The organism is Acinetobacter sp. 479375, assembly GCF_000581715.1.
Lineage (GTDB): Bacteria > Pseudomonadota > Gammaproteobacteria > Pseudomonadales > Moraxellaceae > Acinetobacter > Acinetobacter ursingii.
This window is the reverse complement of record NZ_JEZN01000002.1, coordinates 197,501-214,968: the sequence shown is the minus strand read 5'-3', so window position 1 is coordinate 214,968 and position 17,468 is coordinate 197,501. Positions and strand designations below refer to the sequence as shown.

The 17,468-nt window shown below is 39.3% G+C and carries 15 protein-coding genes; 4 read left to right on the top strand and 11 right to left on the bottom strand.

The features are described from left to right. The first annotated feature begins 306 nt into the window (after nt 1-306). The 3 genes from fadB to drt2 all read left to right on the top strand — a co-directional run bounded on the left by fadB (nt 307) and on the right by drt2 (nt 5,441). Complete coding sequence (fadB, locus tag J500_RS03340) at nt 307-2,460, top strand: fatty acid oxidation complex subunit alpha FadB (protein WP_034698170.1); 2,154 nt, start codon at nt 307-309, stop codon at nt 2,458-2,460. A 12-nt stretch (nt 2,461-2,472) separates the two neighbouring features. After that, on the top strand, nt 2,473-3,645 hold the full coding sequence (gene fadA, locus J500_RS03335; protein ID WP_034698167.1) for an acetyl-CoA C-acyltransferase FadA: 1,173 nt from the start codon (nt 2,473-2,475) through the stop codon (nt 3,643-3,645). 410 nt (nt 3,646-4,055) lie between these two features. Continuing rightward, nucleotides 4,056-5,441, top strand: a complete 1,386-nt coding sequence (gene drt2, locus J500_RS03330; RefSeq protein WP_034698164.1) for an antiviral reverse transcriptase Drt2 — start codon at nt 4,056-4,058, stop codon at nt 5,439-5,441. A 5-nt stretch (nt 5,442-5,446) separates the two neighbouring features. Here drt2 and J500_RS03325 read toward each other — a convergent pair whose 3' ends face one another. Further along, nucleotides 5,447-5,956, bottom strand: a complete 510-nt coding sequence (locus J500_RS03325) for a hypothetical protein (protein ID WP_034698161.1) — start codon at nt 5,954-5,956, stop codon at nt 5,447-5,449. A gap of 252 nt (nt 5,957-6,208) precedes the next feature. On the opposite strand from J500_RS03325, the gene J500_RS03320 reads away from it, so the two are divergent. Then, entirely contained in the window at nt 6,209-6,934 is a 726-nt protein-coding gene (locus J500_RS03320) for a hypothetical protein (protein ID WP_004994300.1), read from the top strand. 115 nt (nt 6,935-7,049) lie between these two features. On the opposite strand, the gene J500_RS03315 is transcribed toward J500_RS03320, so the two are convergent. The 10 genes from J500_RS03315 to J500_RS03265 form a co-directional block, all read right to left on the bottom strand. Continuing rightward, nucleotides 7,050-8,714 (bottom strand): PglL family O-oligosaccharyltransferase, encoded by a 1,665-nt coding sequence (locus tag J500_RS03315; protein WP_034698157.1) that lies wholly within the window; start codon nt 8,712-8,714, stop codon nt 7,050-7,052. A 75-nt stretch (nt 8,715-8,789) separates the two neighbouring features. After that, complete coding sequence (gene tfpZ / locus J500_RS03310) at nt 8,790-9,536, bottom strand: TfpX/TfpZ family type IV pilin accessory protein (RefSeq protein WP_034698155.1); 747 nt, start codon at nt 9,534-9,536, stop codon at nt 8,790-8,792. Next, a complete protein-coding gene (locus tag J500_RS03305; RefSeq protein ID WP_034698152.1) occupies nt 9,533-11,203 on the bottom strand; it encodes a PglL family O-oligosaccharyltransferase in 1,671 nt (556 codons plus the stop codon). The genes tfpZ and J500_RS03305 overlap by 4 nt, the downstream gene beginning before the upstream one ends. 60 nt (nt 11,204-11,263) lie before the next feature. Next, on the bottom strand, nt 11,264-11,740 hold the full coding sequence (locus tag J500_RS03300; RefSeq protein WP_034698150.1) for a pilin: 477 nt from the start codon (nt 11,738-11,740) through the stop codon (nt 11,264-11,266). A gap of 204 nt (nt 11,741-11,944) precedes the next feature. Continuing rightward, the gene (locus J500_RS03295; protein WP_034698147.1) at nt 11,945-12,505 is read right to left on the bottom strand and encodes a TPM domain-containing protein; all 561 of its coding nucleotides are present in this window, start codon (nt 12,503-12,505) and stop codon (nt 11,945-11,947) included. Further along, a complete protein-coding gene (locus tag J500_RS03290; RefSeq protein WP_034698144.1) occupies nt 12,499-13,593 on the bottom strand; it encodes a TPM domain-containing protein in 1,095 nt (364 codons plus the stop codon). Before J500_RS03290 ends, J500_RS03295 begins: the two co-directional genes overlap by 7 nt. Before the next feature lie 26 nt (nt 13,594-13,619). Continuing rightward, nucleotides 13,620-14,210, bottom strand: a complete 591-nt coding sequence (locus J500_RS03285) for a LemA family protein (RefSeq protein ID WP_034698141.1) — start codon at nt 14,208-14,210, stop codon at nt 13,620-13,622. Nucleotides 14,211-14,358: 148 nt separating this feature from the next. Next, the gene (locus tag J500_RS03280) at nt 14,359-15,249 is read right to left on the bottom strand and encodes a metal-dependent hydrolase (RefSeq protein WP_034698138.1); all 891 of its coding nucleotides are present in this window, start codon (nt 15,247-15,249) and stop codon (nt 14,359-14,361) included. A gap of 172 nt (nt 15,250-15,421) precedes the next feature. Further along, complete coding sequence (locus tag J500_RS03275; protein WP_228130663.1) at nt 15,422-15,805, bottom strand: SDR family NAD(P)-dependent oxidoreductase; 384 nt, start codon at nt 15,803-15,805, stop codon at nt 15,422-15,424. Between the two features lie 198 nt (nt 15,806-16,003). Next, nucleotides 16,004-17,425 (bottom strand): FAD-dependent oxidoreductase, encoded by a 1,422-nt coding sequence (locus J500_RS03265; RefSeq protein WP_034698133.1) that lies wholly within the window; start codon nt 17,423-17,425, stop codon nt 16,004-16,006. Nucleotides 17,426-17,468: the final 43 nt, after the last annotated feature.

The window sequence follows — 17,468 nt, the reverse complement described above, 5'->3', positions numbered from 1 at the left end:
TGGTTACAAAAATAGGGCTACTTTTTTGACACTGAATCTATTATAAAAATACAGGTTTGATTAAAAAAAATTGAATTGAAACAGGAAGTTCATTATCTCAAGCTATGCTTATGGAACGTTATTTACAAAAACGCGCAATAACAGGTAACAAAAATAGATGACCCTTGCGTCACGGCTTGATACAACTTGTTATGCTGTTTTTGGATATAGTTATCGTAAGATTAGCGGAGCATAACTGTGTGCAGAAAATGCATACACGCTTCATCACATCAACGTAGAAGTCCTCCAAAATAAAGGAGATCAGGCATGATCCACGCTGGCAATGCCATTACCGTCCAAATGCTTTCGGACGGAATTGCAGAATTCCGCTTTGACTTACAAGGTGAGTCAGTCAACAAATTTAACCGTGCAACCATTGAAGATTTTCAGGCGGCAATTGCTGCGGTTAAAGCCAATGCTGAAATCAAAGGCTTAATCGTCACTTCTGCAAAATCAACATTTATCGTTGGTGCAGATATTACCGAGTTTGGACAAAATTTTGCGCAAGGTGAACAAGCCATTGTTGAATGGTCATTGCCTGTACATGAAATTTTTAGCAGTTTTGAAGATTTAAACATCCCTAAAGTCGCTGCCATTAATGGTATGGCATTGGGCGGTGGTTTTGAAATGTGTCTGGTCTGTGACTATCGCGTGATGTCAGAACAAGCGCAGGTCGGTTTACCAGAAATCAAGCTCGGTATTTTCCCTGGTTTTGGCGGTACAGTGCGTTTAAGCCGCGTAATTGGTATCGACAATGCAGTTGAATGGATGGCGATGGCTGCTCCGAAAAAGCCTGCTGCTGCACTCAAAGATGGCGCGGTAGATGCTGTGGTTGCGGCTGACAAGCTACAGGACGCGGCAATTGATTTGGTGAAACAAGCAATTGCGGGTCGTTTAGACTGGAAAGCAAAACGTCAGGAAAAACTTGATCCAATCAAGTTAAATCCACTTGAACAAATGATGGCCTTTAATACGGCGAAGGGCGCAGTTCTGGCGAAAGCGAATCCTGCACAATACCCTGCACCTAAACTGATGCTTGATTCCTTACAAGCAGGCGCAAGCTTAAGTCGTGATGATGCACTAAAAGCAGAAGCGCAAGGTTTTGCCAAAGCGGCGATCACCCCACAAGCTGAAGCACTAATCGGTCTATTCTTAAATGATCAGATCGTAAAAAAAGCCTCTAAACAACATGAGAAAGGTGCACACCCAGTCAATCAGGCTGCGGTTCTTGGCGCTGGGATCATGGGCGGCGGTATTGCCTATCAAGCGGCAAGCAAAGGCACCCCAATTATCATGAAAGATATTGGTAATGCCCAACTTGCACTCGGTATGAAAGAGGCCAATGGCTTACTTACCAAACAAGTAGAACGCAAAAAGCTTACTCCTGCAAAAATGGGTGAAACTTTAGCGCGTATCCGTCCAACTTTAAGCTATGACGAGTTTAAAGAAGTCGATATCGTGATCGAAGCGGTGACTGAAAATCCAAAAGTCAAAGAAGCGGTTTTGGCCGACACAGAGTCTAAAGTCCGTGATAACACGATTATTGCCTCGAATACCTCAACCATTTCAATCACACGTTTGGCCAAAGCGCTTAAACGTCCTGAAAACTTTGTGGGTATGCACTTCTTTAACCCAGTTCACATGATGCCATTGGTTGAAGTGATTCGTGGTGAACAAACCTCTGAAGAAGCAGTTGCTACTACTGTGGTACTAGCTCAGAAAATGGGTAAAACACCAATCGTTGTAAACGACTGCCCAGGTTTCTTGGTGAACCGTGTGTTGTTCCCTTACTTTGGTGCATTTGATCTATTGCTTAAAGATGGTGCTGACTTCCAGCAAATCGATAAAGTCATGGAAAAATTCGGTTGGCCAATGGGTCCTGCATACTTGATCGACGTGGTGGGTATCGATACAGGTGTTCATGGCGCAGAAGTCATGGCTGAAGGTTTCCCAGACCGTATGAAGCCAGACTACAAAGGTTCGATCGAAGCGATGTACGAAGCAAAACGTTTAGGTCAAAAGAATGACGTTGGTTTCTACAAATACGTGTTAGATAAGAAAGGCAAGAAAGCGAAAACTGTTGATCCAACAGCTTACGAAATCATTGCACCTTTCATTACTGGTGAAAAACGCGAGTTTGATAACCAAGAAATCATTGACCGTATGATGCTGACTTTCTGTAACGAAACCGTTCGTTGCTTAGAAGACAATATCGTTGCCACTGCTTCTGAAGCAGATATGGCGATGATCATGGGTGTAGGTTTCCCTCCATTCCGTGGCGGCCCATGCCGTTATATCGATCAGACTGGTGTTGCTGAATACGTTGCGCTTTGCGACAAATATGCACATTTAGGTAAGGCTTATGAAGCGCCACAAATGTTGCGTGACATGGCTGCTAACAACAAAAAATTCTACGGTTAAGGAGCGACGTGAATGGCTACTTTAAATCCACGTGACGTTGTGATTGTTGATGGCGTTCGTTCTGCCATGGGCAAATCACGTAACGGTATGTTCCGCAATGTACGTGCCGACAGTTTATCTGCTGAATTAGTACGTGCACTGGTTGCTCGTAACCAGTTTGATACCAATGAAGTTGAAGATGTCATCTGGGGCTGTGTCAACCAGACTTTAGAGCAAGGAATGAACATTGCTCGTAACATTGGTTTATTGGCTGATATTCCAAAGACTGCGGGCGGTCAAACCGTTAACCGTCTTTGCGGTTCTTCTATGCAGGCCATCCACACGGCTGCTGCACAGATTGCAACCAACCAAGGTGATGTATTCATCATCGGTGGTGTTGAGCACATGGGCCACGTTGGGATGATGCACGGCATCGACCTTAACCCAGAAGCCTCTAAACACTATGCCAAAGCCTCTAACATGATGGGCTTAACAGCTGAAATGTTAGGCCGTATGAATGGCATTAGCCGTGAAGAACAGGACAAATTCGGTGTTGAATCTCACCGCCGTGCTTGGGCTGCAACACAAGAAGGTCGTTTCAAAAACGAAATCGTAGGTGTTGAAGGTCATGATGCTAATGGTTTCAAAATCCTGTGTGACATCGACGAAGTGATTCGTCCTGATGCTAACCTTGAAGCATTCCAAGCATTGAAACCAGTGTTTGATCCTAAAGGTGGTTCAGTGACAGCGGCAACGTCTTCTGCTCTGTCTGACGGTGCTTCTGCAATGTTACTTATGTCTGCTGAACGTGCTCAAGCATTGGGTTTAAAACCACGTGCGGTGATTCGTTCAATGGCGATTGCAGGTTGTGATGCTGCGATCATGGGTTATGGTCCAGTGCCAGCAACGCAAAAAGCACTTAAACGTGCTGGTTTAACCATGGCAGACATCCAAACCATCGAGTTAAACGAAGCATTCGCTGCTCAAGGCTTATCAGTCATGAAAGGCTTAGGCGTTTATGATAAACAAGACATCATTAACTTGAATGGTGGTGCAATTGCACTCGGTCACCCATTGGGTTGTTCTGGTGCGCGTATCACTACAACTCTGTTGAACGTGATGGAACAGCAAGATACACAAATTGGTCTTGCGACCATGTGTATCGGTTTAGGTCAAGGTATCGCGACCATTATCGAACGTGTTTAATCGACACTGAGATAAAAAAATCCCCGCTAAATGCGGGGATTTTCCATTTATAAATAAAGTATTGCAATATCCATATATTTTACATATACTTAAGATGCCTATGTAAAAGTACATAGGGAAGGTAATCTGTTGTCAAGTGTTGCTCCACTCAATGTTAGAACAATTTCTAATATTTCTGGTGAAACGTTGCATATTGTTTGGAATAGAGTACAACCGATGTATATTGAAATCCACAGAATGTAATCAATGCTTCTCATAGTATAATCCTTTCGTGATCTAAAGACGATGTAGAAGGTTTCTTCTAGAGGGTACGTAAAATTGGGTACTTGGGTATGCTCAAGAAATTCTATTCATAGAGTAGAACGTGTTATACGAGGATTATCGTCAACCTTTTCTTGAGTTTTCTAATAATGATAAAAATAGACATTAACTTTTTTCAAAATCGTCAACGAAAGTATTTGCACTTTGACCATCCAATCCATCCTCAAAAAATTTATGATTATGTAACCAATCCTCAGAATATTGAAAGTCATGCTTTCCATCCATTCATACATTTTGAACTAAAAACACGGAAAATAAAAAAAGATAAAAAGAAAATTATTAAGATCAAAGGCCACAAAGATAGATATGCCATTATCAAATGTCCCCCTAAAATTAGACCTATCAAATATTCTTCACATATAGATGGCCATATTTATGCTTATTATGCTGCCTTACTTACCCCTAAATATGAAGAACTGCTGGAAGAATCAAATTTATCAGAAAATATTTTAGCCTTTCGTAAATTACCTAACTCCCCTAATAACATTCATTTTGCTAAGCAAGTCTTTGATGAAATTAAAATAAGAAAAAATTGTGTTGCGTTATGTTATGATATAAAAAGTTTTTTTGATGAGTTAGATCATACAATATTAAAGAATGCTTGGCTTCAAGTCCTTAATACAGACATTCTTCCAAAAGATCATTACCAAGTTTATAAATCAATTACAAAATTTTCGTATGTTGAAAGGAAAAAAGTTTACGAAATTTTAGGATTATCAATTAATAAAAATCATAAAAACCTAAAAAGATTATGCTCTAGCAATGATTTCAGGAACAAAATTCGGAAAAACAATTTAATTATTAAAGAGAATAAAACCAAAGGGATTCCACAGGGTTCAGCTATAAGTGCTTTTTTATCAAACATTTATATGTTTGATTTTGATAAAAATATTAAAATTTATCTATCAAAATATAATGCTTCATATTATAGATATTGCGATGATATTTTAATAATCTGTGATATAGATTTAGGAATAAAAATTGGTTATGAAATAGAAAAAAGAATTCAGAAATTAAAGGTACAAATTCACCCAGAGAAGACTAAACGTGTTTATTTTCAAGATGGTTTACACGTTTATCACAGACCACACATGAGTAAGGAACCACTCCAGTATCTTGGTTTTACGTACAATGGCACAAAGATATTATTACGTGATAATGGCCTAATCCAATATCATCATAAGGTATCAAAAGCCATTAGAATGACAAACAAAAAACTATTAAGGATAAATAAATCAAGAATCAAACGTGGCGAAGAACCCTTAGAAAGGCATAAAAAATATATTTATAGACGCTTCTCGTATATTGGCAAACGTAATTATATTAGTTACGCATTAAGAGCTGCATCAATTATGAAAGAACCCTCTATTAAACAGCAAATAAAGCCTCATTGGCTTAAAATTAAAAAAAATATAAGGAAATATGATGTAATTAATAAGGAGTATCATTTAGCTGAATCGATCATTTCTAAATAATCCATTTAACGTGGAAACCAAGGATTTTGTGGTGGATTTAATCCATCTCTAATTTGTTGCTGGAGTCTTAATACATCCTCTACATTCACTTTGATCGTACCATCACGAAATGCATCGACATTATTTCGGTTGATATTTAAAGGCGCAAGCATATTAAATATGCCACTGGTCGGGTCAGATGATTGTAATCCTGAGGTAATCGATAAAAGATACTGCTGCAAAAATGGGGAAAGTTGACTCATATCAGGTGAAGTTGTAGGTTGATAATCAATTGCGATATAAGGGTTCTGATTAACTTTGGGATTCTGTATATCATTTTGAATTTTATCAATATGATGTCTAAGCGCCTGACGTACTGCTTTATCTTCCTGAAATGGAACAATACCAGCTTCTTCTCGCAATTCAGATTCCGCCATCGCATGAATACTGGGCAATAGTGCAACATCTTCAGCTTGCACAGTTGGCACGTTCATCATCATGAAACTTATGACCGCCAGATATTTAACCAGATTCATAACATGCTCCCGAGATGCCACATCACAATAAAACATGATGAATAAAATATAAGCGATACTAATAGGCTACAACAAAACAGATTTTTATTCAGTAGGACTTGGATAAATGGTCATAAAGTTTAAATATTCAAATTACATCTAGCTTTGAAATAAGACTAAGATAAAAACCATTGATTAACGTCCAAATAATCAATTCAATAAACTTTCTTATGGATGCTATGCTATTTTAAAGACCAATTTAACCCATTCAAAATGCTGATGAAAAATTTAAAAATAATCTCCTTATTCACTGTAGTTTCATCTTTGTTTTTACTTTCAGGCTGTACGTCGAATCAGACCATCGGTGGAAACACACACGATCTTTTTACAAAATATGAGTACGGAGACCGATGGAAAACGTTGGTTGAAGATGAAGTGGTGGCTTTTGGTAAGCCAACAACATTTTTAGTCAATGAACCCAAAGACGCGATTGTGATTGCAGGAAAACAATATAGTTATGTGCTTAATAAAGGTGGCTCAGATTTTTTCAATTTAATTAGCCAACTTAACCCAGATGATATTCAGCTTCGCCAAGATTTAAACTTTGTTTCACCTGATAAAGACAGCCATCACTTCACAGGATATTTAAAATTTTCTTATACGCCATCAACAGGCAGTTTAAACCAAAGAGAAACACTTTTATTCAAACAATACGGTATTTTACCCTGTGATTGCGGGGAAGCAACAGAACAAAATCAGCATTATATTTTTCAGATTAAACTGGAAGGAAATCTCTACCCTATCGTAGAAAATTTAGATTCTTTAAAACCCTTATCCAAACCGTATAAAGTTAGGATTCAATATTATCAAGACAAAAGAGAGAAAGTTACACTATCTACTCAAGAAAAATTAACACGACTTCCCCTCGTGCCATTTACTTTAGCCATAGATGCTCTGGTTTTACCAGCACAAATCATGGGAATTAGCTATCAGCCTTAGATTTTCATTCCAAAAAATTAAAATAAGGTTGGTCATGGCGCCTGATGATTTTTCTTGCTGATAAATTGATAAGATCCAGCGCCCTCATGATATTTAAGTGAACTGGATCTTATTTTTAGCGCTTTTTCTCATCTTCACCATAAATGGCTGAAGCTGCATTTTCCGCACTTAAGTCCTGAAGCGTATAGCTTTCATGATGCAACATATTTAAGTAATATAAATATTGACCTGCTTCGTGCGCCTTACCATTTGCCAATAGAAGCTGTGCATATTTATGCAGGTTATAAGGTGATGCCCGATTTTTCACCATTTGACCGAGTTGAGTTAGTTCATCCTCACTTAGTTGTGTCGTCGGATTCATTTGCAGCCACAGCATACGGTCTTTAAATTGGGTTAACACATAAATATCGGTACTTCCCCACACGGTTTGTGTAGGCTGTTCGCCACGAAAAGCCAAGCCATTATTGATTTTATACACCGTATAATCACGCCAAATCAGCAACATCAAAATACTACCGATAACAACAACACCCCTCACTACATACTTGGATAAAATTGATGCTTTAAGCTCAGGAGCTTGTGATTGTACAAAGCCAAGTAAGAAGCCCAACGGAAAGAGAAAATAGGCATAACGCAACGGAAACTCAAGCAAAGCATGAATTAAAATTGCTCCCACCATGAGCAAAGCAATAATTGACTCTAAACTTTTGGCTTTTTGATTTAACCATAAAATCCAGCATGTCATATAGCCAATGATCAATAAACCAAGCGGCAAACCATTCCAGACGATAATATCCAGCAAAATATTATGTCCACTGGTCACCCATTCATGCGATGGATGCAGATTGAAAATAGTAAGCTGTGCCAGACTGGTTTGACCCCAGCCATAACCACTCAAAGGATGCTGTTGAATTGCTAGTAACATTTGCGTCCAGATATCAAAACGCAAATATCCTGTAGTGGCGCGTTCAGCAACTGATGTCGTTTCTACTACTTGTGCTGCACCCAACGAGCTGATCAAGTTATTTAGGATGGGTAAAGCTGCAATCATCATGGCAAAGCTGAGCACCCAGAGCAGCACATAGGGTATACTCAAACGCACTGGATATTTATAAGTTTTATACGACCAGTAAACCATAAAGAATAAGCACACCACCCAAGCGGTGCGTGATTGGCTTAAAGCGATTGCAAATAAAATAACTACTGACGCTGAAATTAATAATAATTTTCTGAGTTTGTGTTGTTCAAATAAATACAAGCATGCCATCAGTCCCATAACCAGAAAGGTCGACATATTATTGGGCTGGGCAAAATTGGCAAATGGTCGATTGCCTGCTCGAAGCTCCATGACTCCATAAAGATGCTGATCCAGATTAAGCCATTGCAATATCGCAATGACACTGGAAATGGTACTAGTGATAAGTAAAACATAGCAAATACGAATAAAAAGCTTTTTTCGATCATTTTGTATAGCAAGGTTATAACTTGTAATCGTAACAAACCAGAAAGCCAGTAAATAAAAGCTAAATAGCAAAGCACTACTTAGATCCAGAACCAGTCCGCACACCCACTGAAGCAGTGGAATGATGACAATAGGTAAAGCCATCCACTGAATTTTAGGAACTCGTAGATTTTGATCACACAGTCCTGCCAACAGACTAAGCACTGCTGCAAAACTCAGTATTTCACTGGAAAATGTCAGCCACGGAAAAGCATGATCAGGAGATAACCATGCAAGGCTAATGAGGATAGACGCTAAAAATAGGAAAAAAGCGCGCATAGGTATAGTGCGAAAAATAGAGTGTGGGGATTATACACGGATTTTTCTGATGGATGATGAGAGGAAAATCCTCTCTTACTTCCAAGGCCTTAAATCGATAATTTTAACCACTTGGCCTTTTTCTTTATTCATTAAAACAACCATATCAACAGAACTCGCTTTTAGTGGAACCCAACTATCCGCTTCTGGATATTGCTTTAAGATTTTATCTGTATCCTGTTTAGCGTTAAATTGATTTAGTTCATTTAAACTTTGGGCACGTTGTTGTATCTGTTGTTTTACTTCGCTAAGAGCCACATAACGCTCAGGTTTTTGCGCTAGAGAAATTCCACCCAGTGCTTCTGCGAACATATCATCATTACGGGTTTTAATATCTTGAGCAAATGCAGTCGCTACATATTGTGGTTTAAACCAAGAAGGGTGTTGGTATTCAGGTTTCGTGCGTTGGATATTCTGATCAATAATTTCATTATTACGGACTAATTCAAAACGATCAACATTATATACCAACCACGCAGGGCGACCTTGACCAATGCTATAAACTCCATAACAAAGTGCAGAAAGTTGAATCAAAATAATGATACTTAAATCAAATTTAAGGGTCTTTTTACCTTCTTTATAAACAATAAAACCAAGAACTGGTCCCACAATTACATCAATTGCCAGCATCATTAAAAAGATGTGAGTCACGCCCACCGCTTTAGCTAATGGAGATGGATACCAACAGAAAAATACCCACATTAAAATAATGACAGCTAATGACAAAGATAAGCCCAAATGCCCCAAAAAGAACTTTTGTCTCTTAGATAAACGATCGTTCATGGTTTAGATCCAGTTTTATTTTGCCATTCAAAGGCTAAAGATTGATTAACTTGATATAACGACTCAAAAGAATACTTTTGACCGTGCAGTTTTTCTAAAATTAATAGATGTTTTCTTGCAAGTTCAGGTTGATGATTAAGTGCTAAAGCCTGTGCATAACGATACAAAGCGGCTGAAGTTGAATAACGATAAGCTACTTTTCTCATCCAATCCAACTGCTCAGGGGTCATATTTTCTTTAGGTTGAGTACGAATAAATCTTATTTGCTCTCTTAATTGCGTCAGTAAAATCACATCTGGAGCAGCCTGTTCAGCATGTAATGTTCCTATATTGAATGCCTCAAATCTTACCAATTGCACATCTTTCTCAATCATTTGATATTCAACAAATATCCAAATATAGAGAACAACGAAAATAGTCCACAAACTTGCTACCACTGTTCTTGGAATTTCAATTACTTTTATGGTTTTATCTTGAGCTTGTACCAAGCCCAATAAAAAGCCTACAGGCAATAGAAAGAAAGCATAATCTAATGGATATTCAAGCATAGCATGTACCAATACCGCTCCAACCATTGAAAGAGCAATAAAAGCATCAACGGATGTTGCTAATTGACTTAAACGATATAACCACCATGTAAAAAACCCAATAATTAAAATCCCCAATGGGATACCATTCCAGATCAGCAAATCCAAAAGAATATTGTGACTATGTTCAGTCCACTCAGTGGTTGGATAATCCAGATAAACCGAAAGTTGAGCAACACCCACTTGGTTCCAACCATAGCCCAATAATGGCTGCTCTTTGATCGCCAATAACATTTGATGCCACATTGGGATTCTTAAATAACCTGAGCTTGCTCGTGTAAGTGCATCTATTGTATTGGTGACACCTAAATAATCGGAAATATAAGGAACTATAGCAATAAAAAAGAGAAATATTCCCACAAAATAAAAAATGGAATATTTAGACAATCGAATCTGAAAATATCGGGATTTCCAAAACCACCAAATTAAAAAAGCAAATGTAAACGCCCATGCTGTACGAGATTGAGTAAGCGTAATTCCAAATAAAATGAAGCTTGTAAGTAATACTCCACAAACCTGATTAATATATTTTTTTTCGTATAGATATAAGCATGCCATTAGTCCCATACACAGAAAAGTCGCACAGTTATTCGGTTGACCAAAATTTGCAAAAGGACGACCGTTAGGCGGTAAATCTGCCATCCAGATTCCACCATTTGTTAATAGCAACCATTGCTTTAAAATAACATAGAGCGAGATAATAGAACTAAAAATAAAGATATTTGAAATAAAATATAGATACGGCGCTATACTATCTTTTCTCCCCAAATTTAAAGTCGCAATATAAGCTAAACCAAATGAAAATATATAAATAAAGGCAACTAAACCATCACCAAAAAAAAATATTTTATTGAATAAGACCTGAATTAAAGGAACTAAAGAAATAAATAGAATGAATAAAAATTTTAGGTCTAAAATTAATTTTTTTTTTAGAAAAAAAGTAAATATTATAGCCAATGCTAAAAAAGCTGAAAAATCTTGGTAGATTGAAACCCAAGGATAATAGTGATTAGGCAATAAAAATGCGATACAGCTTGTAATAAATACTATCAGTAGAATATAAATCTTATTTTCTTTCACAAAGATATACCATTAAAAAAAGGGATGTTGTACACATCCCTCTTAGAACTTATTTAAATATTAACCACGGCATGATGCTGGCAAATATTTGACTGGCATTTTTTTAGTAGCATCACTTGATGGTCCACATTTCCATGCTCCTACTGGACTATTTGCAGTAGCCGCTGTTGTACCATCAGCTTTCAAAGGAGTCATTAAAATTTCTTTACCACCAGCATCTTTTAAACTCCCTTCTGTAGTTGTAGTAACAAGAATAATACCACCAGTTTGAGTAGTAACAGACTGAACGTATTTAGATGCAGCAGAAGAAGATGAGCCAGTCTCACATCCAAAATCACCAGCCGCTGGTAAACTAGATGCTGATTGATAAGCTTCTGAAACAGCTGTACGACATGTAGAACCAGCTAAAACTGCTTCAGTCACTTTTGCACGAATCGTATAATCCTGATAAGCAGGTAGTGCAACCGCTGCCAAGATACCAATGATCGCGACCACGATCATCAACTCAATTAAGGTAAAACCTTTTTGTGCGTTCATAACATTCTCCACGAATTGTGTATTTTTTATAAAGCTTTGTAAGCTAATTTATATGAGCATAAAATATGCCAACTCTGATTATAATCATTTCAGAAGAAAAAACAGTAGTTTATAAAAAGTTTTTTTTGATTATGTTTTTCTAGTTATGTAAATAATAAAAAAGTGACAAATATTGTCACTTTAAAGCATTTCAGATATTTCTCGTTAATTTAAAATAATTGGTGAATTATCCAACTCATCATCTTTATCTGTGATCTGTTTATCATAAAATTGATCTAAAATTTCTCCAATTTCCAACACACCCTTGACCACCGCTTGTCGATAATTTTTTGCTTTAAGTTCAGCCACGATATGCTGACAAATCATTTGCCATTCAGCTTCATGCGTCAAAGCACAAATACCCCGATCAATTACGATTTCGACCTGCCGTTCACACAAATTGAGATACAACAATATCCCACTATTGTATTCCGTATCCCATACACCTAATTCAGCAAAAAGCTGTTCTGCACGACGACGGGTATTTTGATAATAAGCCTGAGAACAAGGAATATGCCCTTCAATCACCACCTGTATCTCACCAATATGACCATGTTCTGCCTGTTTAACGGCATTTGTTATCTCGAGTTGATCCTGTTTTGAAAACAAGCGTTTACTGGCTGAAAAATAAAATGCATGTTTCAACCAACGCTTTAAACTCGGTTGTGCTTTTTCATCCAATTTCGGCTGAGTGATGATTTGTGTTGTATCTGTTTTCGTTACCATGATCCTGACGCCCCCCCGCCACCAAAGCTACCACCGCCGCCACTATAGCCGCCTCCTCCACCAAAGCCTCCACCGCCGTAACCTCCACCTCCACGACCACCTCCGCCAGAAGCAAAGATTTGCAAGATCAATTGTGCTAGTGAAGTAATCAAAAAAAAAAAAATCCCAAACCCCGCCAATATACTGGTAACCAAACCGACCCCACTGACCAGCCCAGCCACGATCCCCGCCACACCAGCAGTTGCCGCACTCACGCGATTTCCTACTATAAATGATGCAAATACCCCAACGAAAATAATAATCAGAGAATAAACCAGCATTTGTGAACGAGCTTCTTGCTCATGCATGGCCTGCGCCTGACGTTCTTTTAAGTCTGCCGCCGCTTGTTGAGCAATTTCAGGATCAAGGTTTAAGACCCGTTCAATTTCATTTAGACCTGCTTGTATGCCTTGTGCATATTGTCCTTGCTGAAAATACGGTGTCATTTGATTGCGAATAATTCGACTGGCGACAATATCTGGGATGACGCCTTCCAGACCATATCCCGTCAAAATCTGGATACGTCGATCATTGACCGCAATCGCCATCAGCAAACCATTATCACGCTTGGCTGAACCTAATTGCCATTTTTCTCCGACCCGCATGGCATAATCAAAAATATCTTCCTGCCCCGTAGTCGGAACAATGACAATGCCGATTTGCGCTTTATTGTCCTGATAAAGTTTTAATATTTGCTGTGAAATCGCCTGTTTTTGTTCTGCCGTGAGCAAGTTTGCCTGATCAATCACAGGCTCATTCATACTTGGCAAACCTCGAATCGATTCACCATCCGCCATATCATTGGCAATTTCAGGCTGTTGAACCGTAGTCGAGCTTTGCGGTGTGGATACTGCTGACTTTTGTTGCTGCGGGTTTTGTTGCTGTTGAATGATCTTGCCTGCAATGATGGTATCAGCATCATCCGAATCCTGTGCAGTGGCGACTTCGCTCCAGACCGTGGTCGAGAATAAAAATCCACAACAACACAGCAGCATCAAAACCGCTTTTTTCCAGCGATTTTGCATCTCCAACATAGCAGTTTTAATCATCACAGCACCTATTTACCTAATCAGGTTTAGTTAAACGAAACCGTTGGTGCCTTTTCTGCGCCAGCTTCTGCGCTAAAGTTTGGTTTTTCATGCATACCAATCACTTTGGCAGTCATGACTTGTGGGAACTGACGCACATAAGTGTTGTAATCCTGAACGGTGGTGATATAACGATTACGTGCCACTGCAATCCGGTTTTCTGTGCCTTCAAGCTGTACCTGTAAATCACGGAATTGCTCATTGGCTTTGAGGTCTGGATAATTTTCAGATACTGCGATCAAGCGTGATAACGAACCTGTTAACTGACTTTGTGCTTCCTGATATTTTTTAAATAGTTCTGGATTTTCAAGTACGCTTTGATCAACTTTTAGCCCTGCAACATTAGAGCGTGCCTGAGTGACCTCAGTTAATACTTTTTCTTCATGCGTTGCATAACCTTTGACCACATTGACCAGATTTGGCACCAAGTCTGAACGGCGTTGATATTGGTTTTGCACTTCTGACCATGAAGCAGTCACCGCCTCATCTTTGGCCTGTAAAGTGTTATAACCACAGCCAGAAAAAGCCAAAGTACTCGCAATTAAAGTTGCAACCGCAGTCTTTTTTAAAAGATTCATGATGATATCCTCTTAGTATTTCTTGGAATTTTTTTACATAAATGCATTTTAGCGAGGATTGAAAGTGATGTTTGTTTCTTTTCTTTACATCATCAAAAAACGGACATTGCATCCGTTTTTGTGAAACTTATCTTTGTAGTCAATTAATTTAACTATAGAGCTTTGGCATGACTTCCTCCTGAAAGCTTTGCATGTGATATTCATTTGCCATTTTCTCTTTCCAGTATTTCACAATCTGACTATAGTCCTGTTCCGCTGGATGAAAGTCCGCTTTGTAATAGGACAAATATTCAGGTAATAATTGAATGAGCATTTTGCCTAACAAATATAAGCCAAATAGATTGCCTCCAATTTTAGGTAAACTGCGCCATTTATCTTGCCAAAACAAACGCGTAGTTGAATACAGCGTTAGGCTCGCAAAGCCTGTCGTGACGCTACGCATCAACAAACGACGAACACGGTCATCACCGTACACTGCCTGATACACCTCAAAAGCGACTGCGCGATGTTCGATTTCTTCAATCGCATGCCAGACCCAAAGTTTGATCGCATCTTCATCGAGCGTACTCAGCACTTCAGGATGACGCAAAATATAGCCGCCTAATAATGCGGTAAAATGTTCAAAGGCACAGGTAATGGCCAACTGAATTTTAGGATGTAAGCTGCGGACATGAATATTTTTTCGCGCTAACCATGCCTGAAAACGATCCAGATTATAGTGATCACGTCGCCATGCATCATTAAATTCACTATGCGCTTTGGAGTGCATGGCTTCTTGCCCAATAAAAGCCGCAATCTGCGCCTGCAATGTTGGATCAGTTACTTTATCCCGAACATTACGTACGCTATGTACAAAAAATTGTTCACCAATCGGAAAGGTCGAAGACAAGGCCGTGAGCATATGTGACATGACAGGTGAATTGGCAAAGTAATGTCGTTTAATTTTTTCAGGGTGAAATTGTAGACGACGTACGGTAATACCAAGCGCTTTCGGACGATTTAGATATGATTTTTGTTTCGTCACTTGAGCTAAGCTCATGGGAATTCCTCAACAATACAACGGAGAAATCAGTATTAGAAATTTCTATACATTTGTATATTGCATAAAAACTCAGCCATTTGCCAAAGTGCTCATTTTGACCAATAAATCCGTTTGATTCTATTTGAAAGCACTTTATCGTTGCGTTTTAAATGAACTATATTTAAACAATTTAAATCGGATTTAGGCCTACGGTCATGCCCCCACAGACATATAAAATTTGTCCCGTAATAAATCCTGATTTTTCACTGAGAAAAAAATCACAAGCATGAGCAATATCTTCAGGCTGTCCGAAACGTTGTACTGGCACATTCTTTAAAATCTGTTCCGTTTCTGGAGCACCCTTTGAATTGGCTTGCTTAAACAGCTCTGTTTCAATAGGACCAGGCCCAATCGCATTTACAGTAATACCATAAGCACCCAATTCCAAAGCTGCAACCCGAGTCAGCCCAATCAAAGCGGCTTTACTGGAAGCATAGGCTATGCATGAGGTTCGGAACTGGCTCACCATCGTGGAGTTCGTAGAATTGGGTTTAGGAATTGCTCTCGTGCCCAAATCGATGCAGTCGTTAAAAAGGATTATGTGCGATTTATTGAAATGGAAAATAATGACATTCTTTCTGAAACACACTGTATTTGGAATAAACGTAGCTCGTCTATTTTACTCGATCATTTTCTTCAGCTTTTACCTTTTGGCGCAGTATAAAAAGCCCGCATCACTGCGGGCTTCACATCGCTTTTGAATCTCTAGATTTTAAACATCAAGATAATCCAAAATACCTTCTGCTGCTTGGCGACCTTCCCAGATGGCTGTCACCACTAGGTCAGAACCACGTACCATATCACCACCCGCAAAAATTTTCGGGTTAGAGGTCTGGAATTTATACTGTTGTTGTTCAGGCGCAATCACACGACCTGAACCATCCAAGCCTATGTTCGCACCAGTGAACCAGTCTGCTGGACTTGGGCGAAAACCGAATGCCAGTAAAACTGCATCGGCTGCCAAAACTTCTTCAGAACCCGGAATTGGCTCAGGACTACGTCGACCACGACTATCAGGCTCGCCCAATTGAGTGGTAACAACTTTAACACCAGTCACTTTGCCATTTTCACCAACAACTTCGATCGGTTGACGGTTAAATAGGAAGTTCACCCCTTCTTCACGCGCATTATTCACTTCACGACGTGAACCCGGCATGTTGGCTTCATCACGACGATAGGCACAGGTCACCTGTTCAGCACCCTGACGAATCGAGGTACGGTTACAGTCCATCGCGGTATCACCACCGCCCAGTACAATCACTTTTTTACCTTCGACACTGATGAATTCGCCAGCATCTTTTTCCCAACCCTGACAACGATTGACATTTGCAATCAGGAAATCCAGTGCATCGTAGACACCGTCCAGATCCTCACCGGGGAAACCACCTTTCATATAGGTATAGGTTCCCATTCCCATAAACACTGCGTCATATTTTTGTAGCAGTTGTTCAATCGTAACATCTGTACCAATTTCAGTATTTAAACGGAATTCCATACCCATACCCGTGAAGATTTCACGGCGGCGTTTCATGACGTCTTTTTCCATTTTAAATTCTGGAATACCGAATGTGAGCAAACCTCCAATTTCAGGACGTTTGTCAAAAATGACTGGTTTTACGCCATTACGCGCTAGAATATCAGCACAACCTAGACCCGCAGGGCCAGCACCAATAATCGCCACTTTTTTATCTGTCCATTTGACATGCGACATATCTGGACGCCAGCCCAGTGCAAAAGCAGTATCATTGATATATTTTTCAGCATTACCAATCGTCACTGCACCAAAACCGTCATTCAGGGTACATGCCCCTTCACATAAACGGTCTTGTGGGCAAACACGACCACAGACTTCTGGCAAGGTATTAGTTTGATGGCAAAGTTCTGCCGCTTGGAAAATCTGACCCTCAGCAATCAGTTTTAACCAGTTTGGAATGTAGTTATGCACTGGGCATTTCCATTCACAATACGGGTTACCACAAGCCAGACAACGATGTGTCTGATTCGCTGCAACATCAGCAGTAAAAGGCTTATAAATTTCCACAAATTCTGCTTTGCGGACAGTAATATCTTTTTTCTCTGGATCTTGGCGTGCTACATCCAGAAACTGAAAGTCATTATTGAGGCGTTCTGCCATGTCTCTCTCCGTGGGTAGGTGCAGAGTTCGCTGTTACCTGCAC

Bases quoted from the DNA above. Each gene is read 5' to 3' on its own strand.
- drt2 (WP_034698164.1), top strand. From the start codon at position 4,056: ATGATAAAAATAGACATTAACTTTTTTCAAAATCGTCAACGAAAGTAT.
- J500_RS03280 (WP_034698138.1), bottom strand. From the start codon at position 15,249: ATGAGCTTAGCTCAAGTGACGAAACAAAAATCATATCTAAATCGTCCG.
- J500_RS03285 (WP_034698141.1), bottom strand. From the start codon at position 14,210: ATGAATCTTTTAAAAAAGACTGCGGTTGCAACTTTAATTGCGAGTACT.
- J500_RS03315 (WP_034698157.1), bottom strand. From the start codon at position 8,714: ATGCGCGCTTTTTTCCTATTTTTAGCGTCTATCCTCATTAGCCTTGCA.
- tfpZ (WP_034698155.1), bottom strand. From the start codon at position 9,536: ATGAACGATCGTTTATCTAAGAGACAAAAGTTCTTTTTGGGGCATTTG.
- J500_RS03320 (WP_004994300.1), top strand. From the start codon at position 6,209: ATGCTGATGAAAAATTTAAAAATAATCTCCTTATTCACTGTAGTTTCA.
- fadB (WP_034698170.1), top strand. From the start codon at position 307: ATGATCCACGCTGGCAATGCCATTACCGTCCAAATGCTTTCGGACGGA.
- J500_RS03290 (WP_034698144.1), bottom strand. From the start codon at position 13,593: ATGATTAAAACTGCTATGTTGGAGATGCAAAATCGCTGGAAAAAAGCG.
- J500_RS03295 (WP_034698147.1), bottom strand. From the start codon at position 12,505: ATGGTAACGAAAACAGATACAACACAAATCATCACTCAGCCGAAATTG.
- fadA (WP_034698167.1), top strand. From the start codon at position 2,473: ATGGCTACTTTAAATCCACGTGACGTTGTGATTGTTGATGGCGTTCGT.
- J500_RS03265 (WP_034698133.1), bottom strand. From the start codon at position 17,425: ATGGCAGAACGCCTCAATAATGACTTTCAGTTTCTGGATGTAGCACGC.
- J500_RS03325 (WP_034698161.1), bottom strand. From the start codon at position 5,956: ATGAATCTGGTTAAATATCTGGCGGTCATAAGTTTCATGATGATGAAC.
- J500_RS03300 (WP_034698150.1), bottom strand. From the start codon at position 11,740: ATGAACGCACAAAAAGGTTTTACCTTAATTGAGTTGATGATCGTGGTC.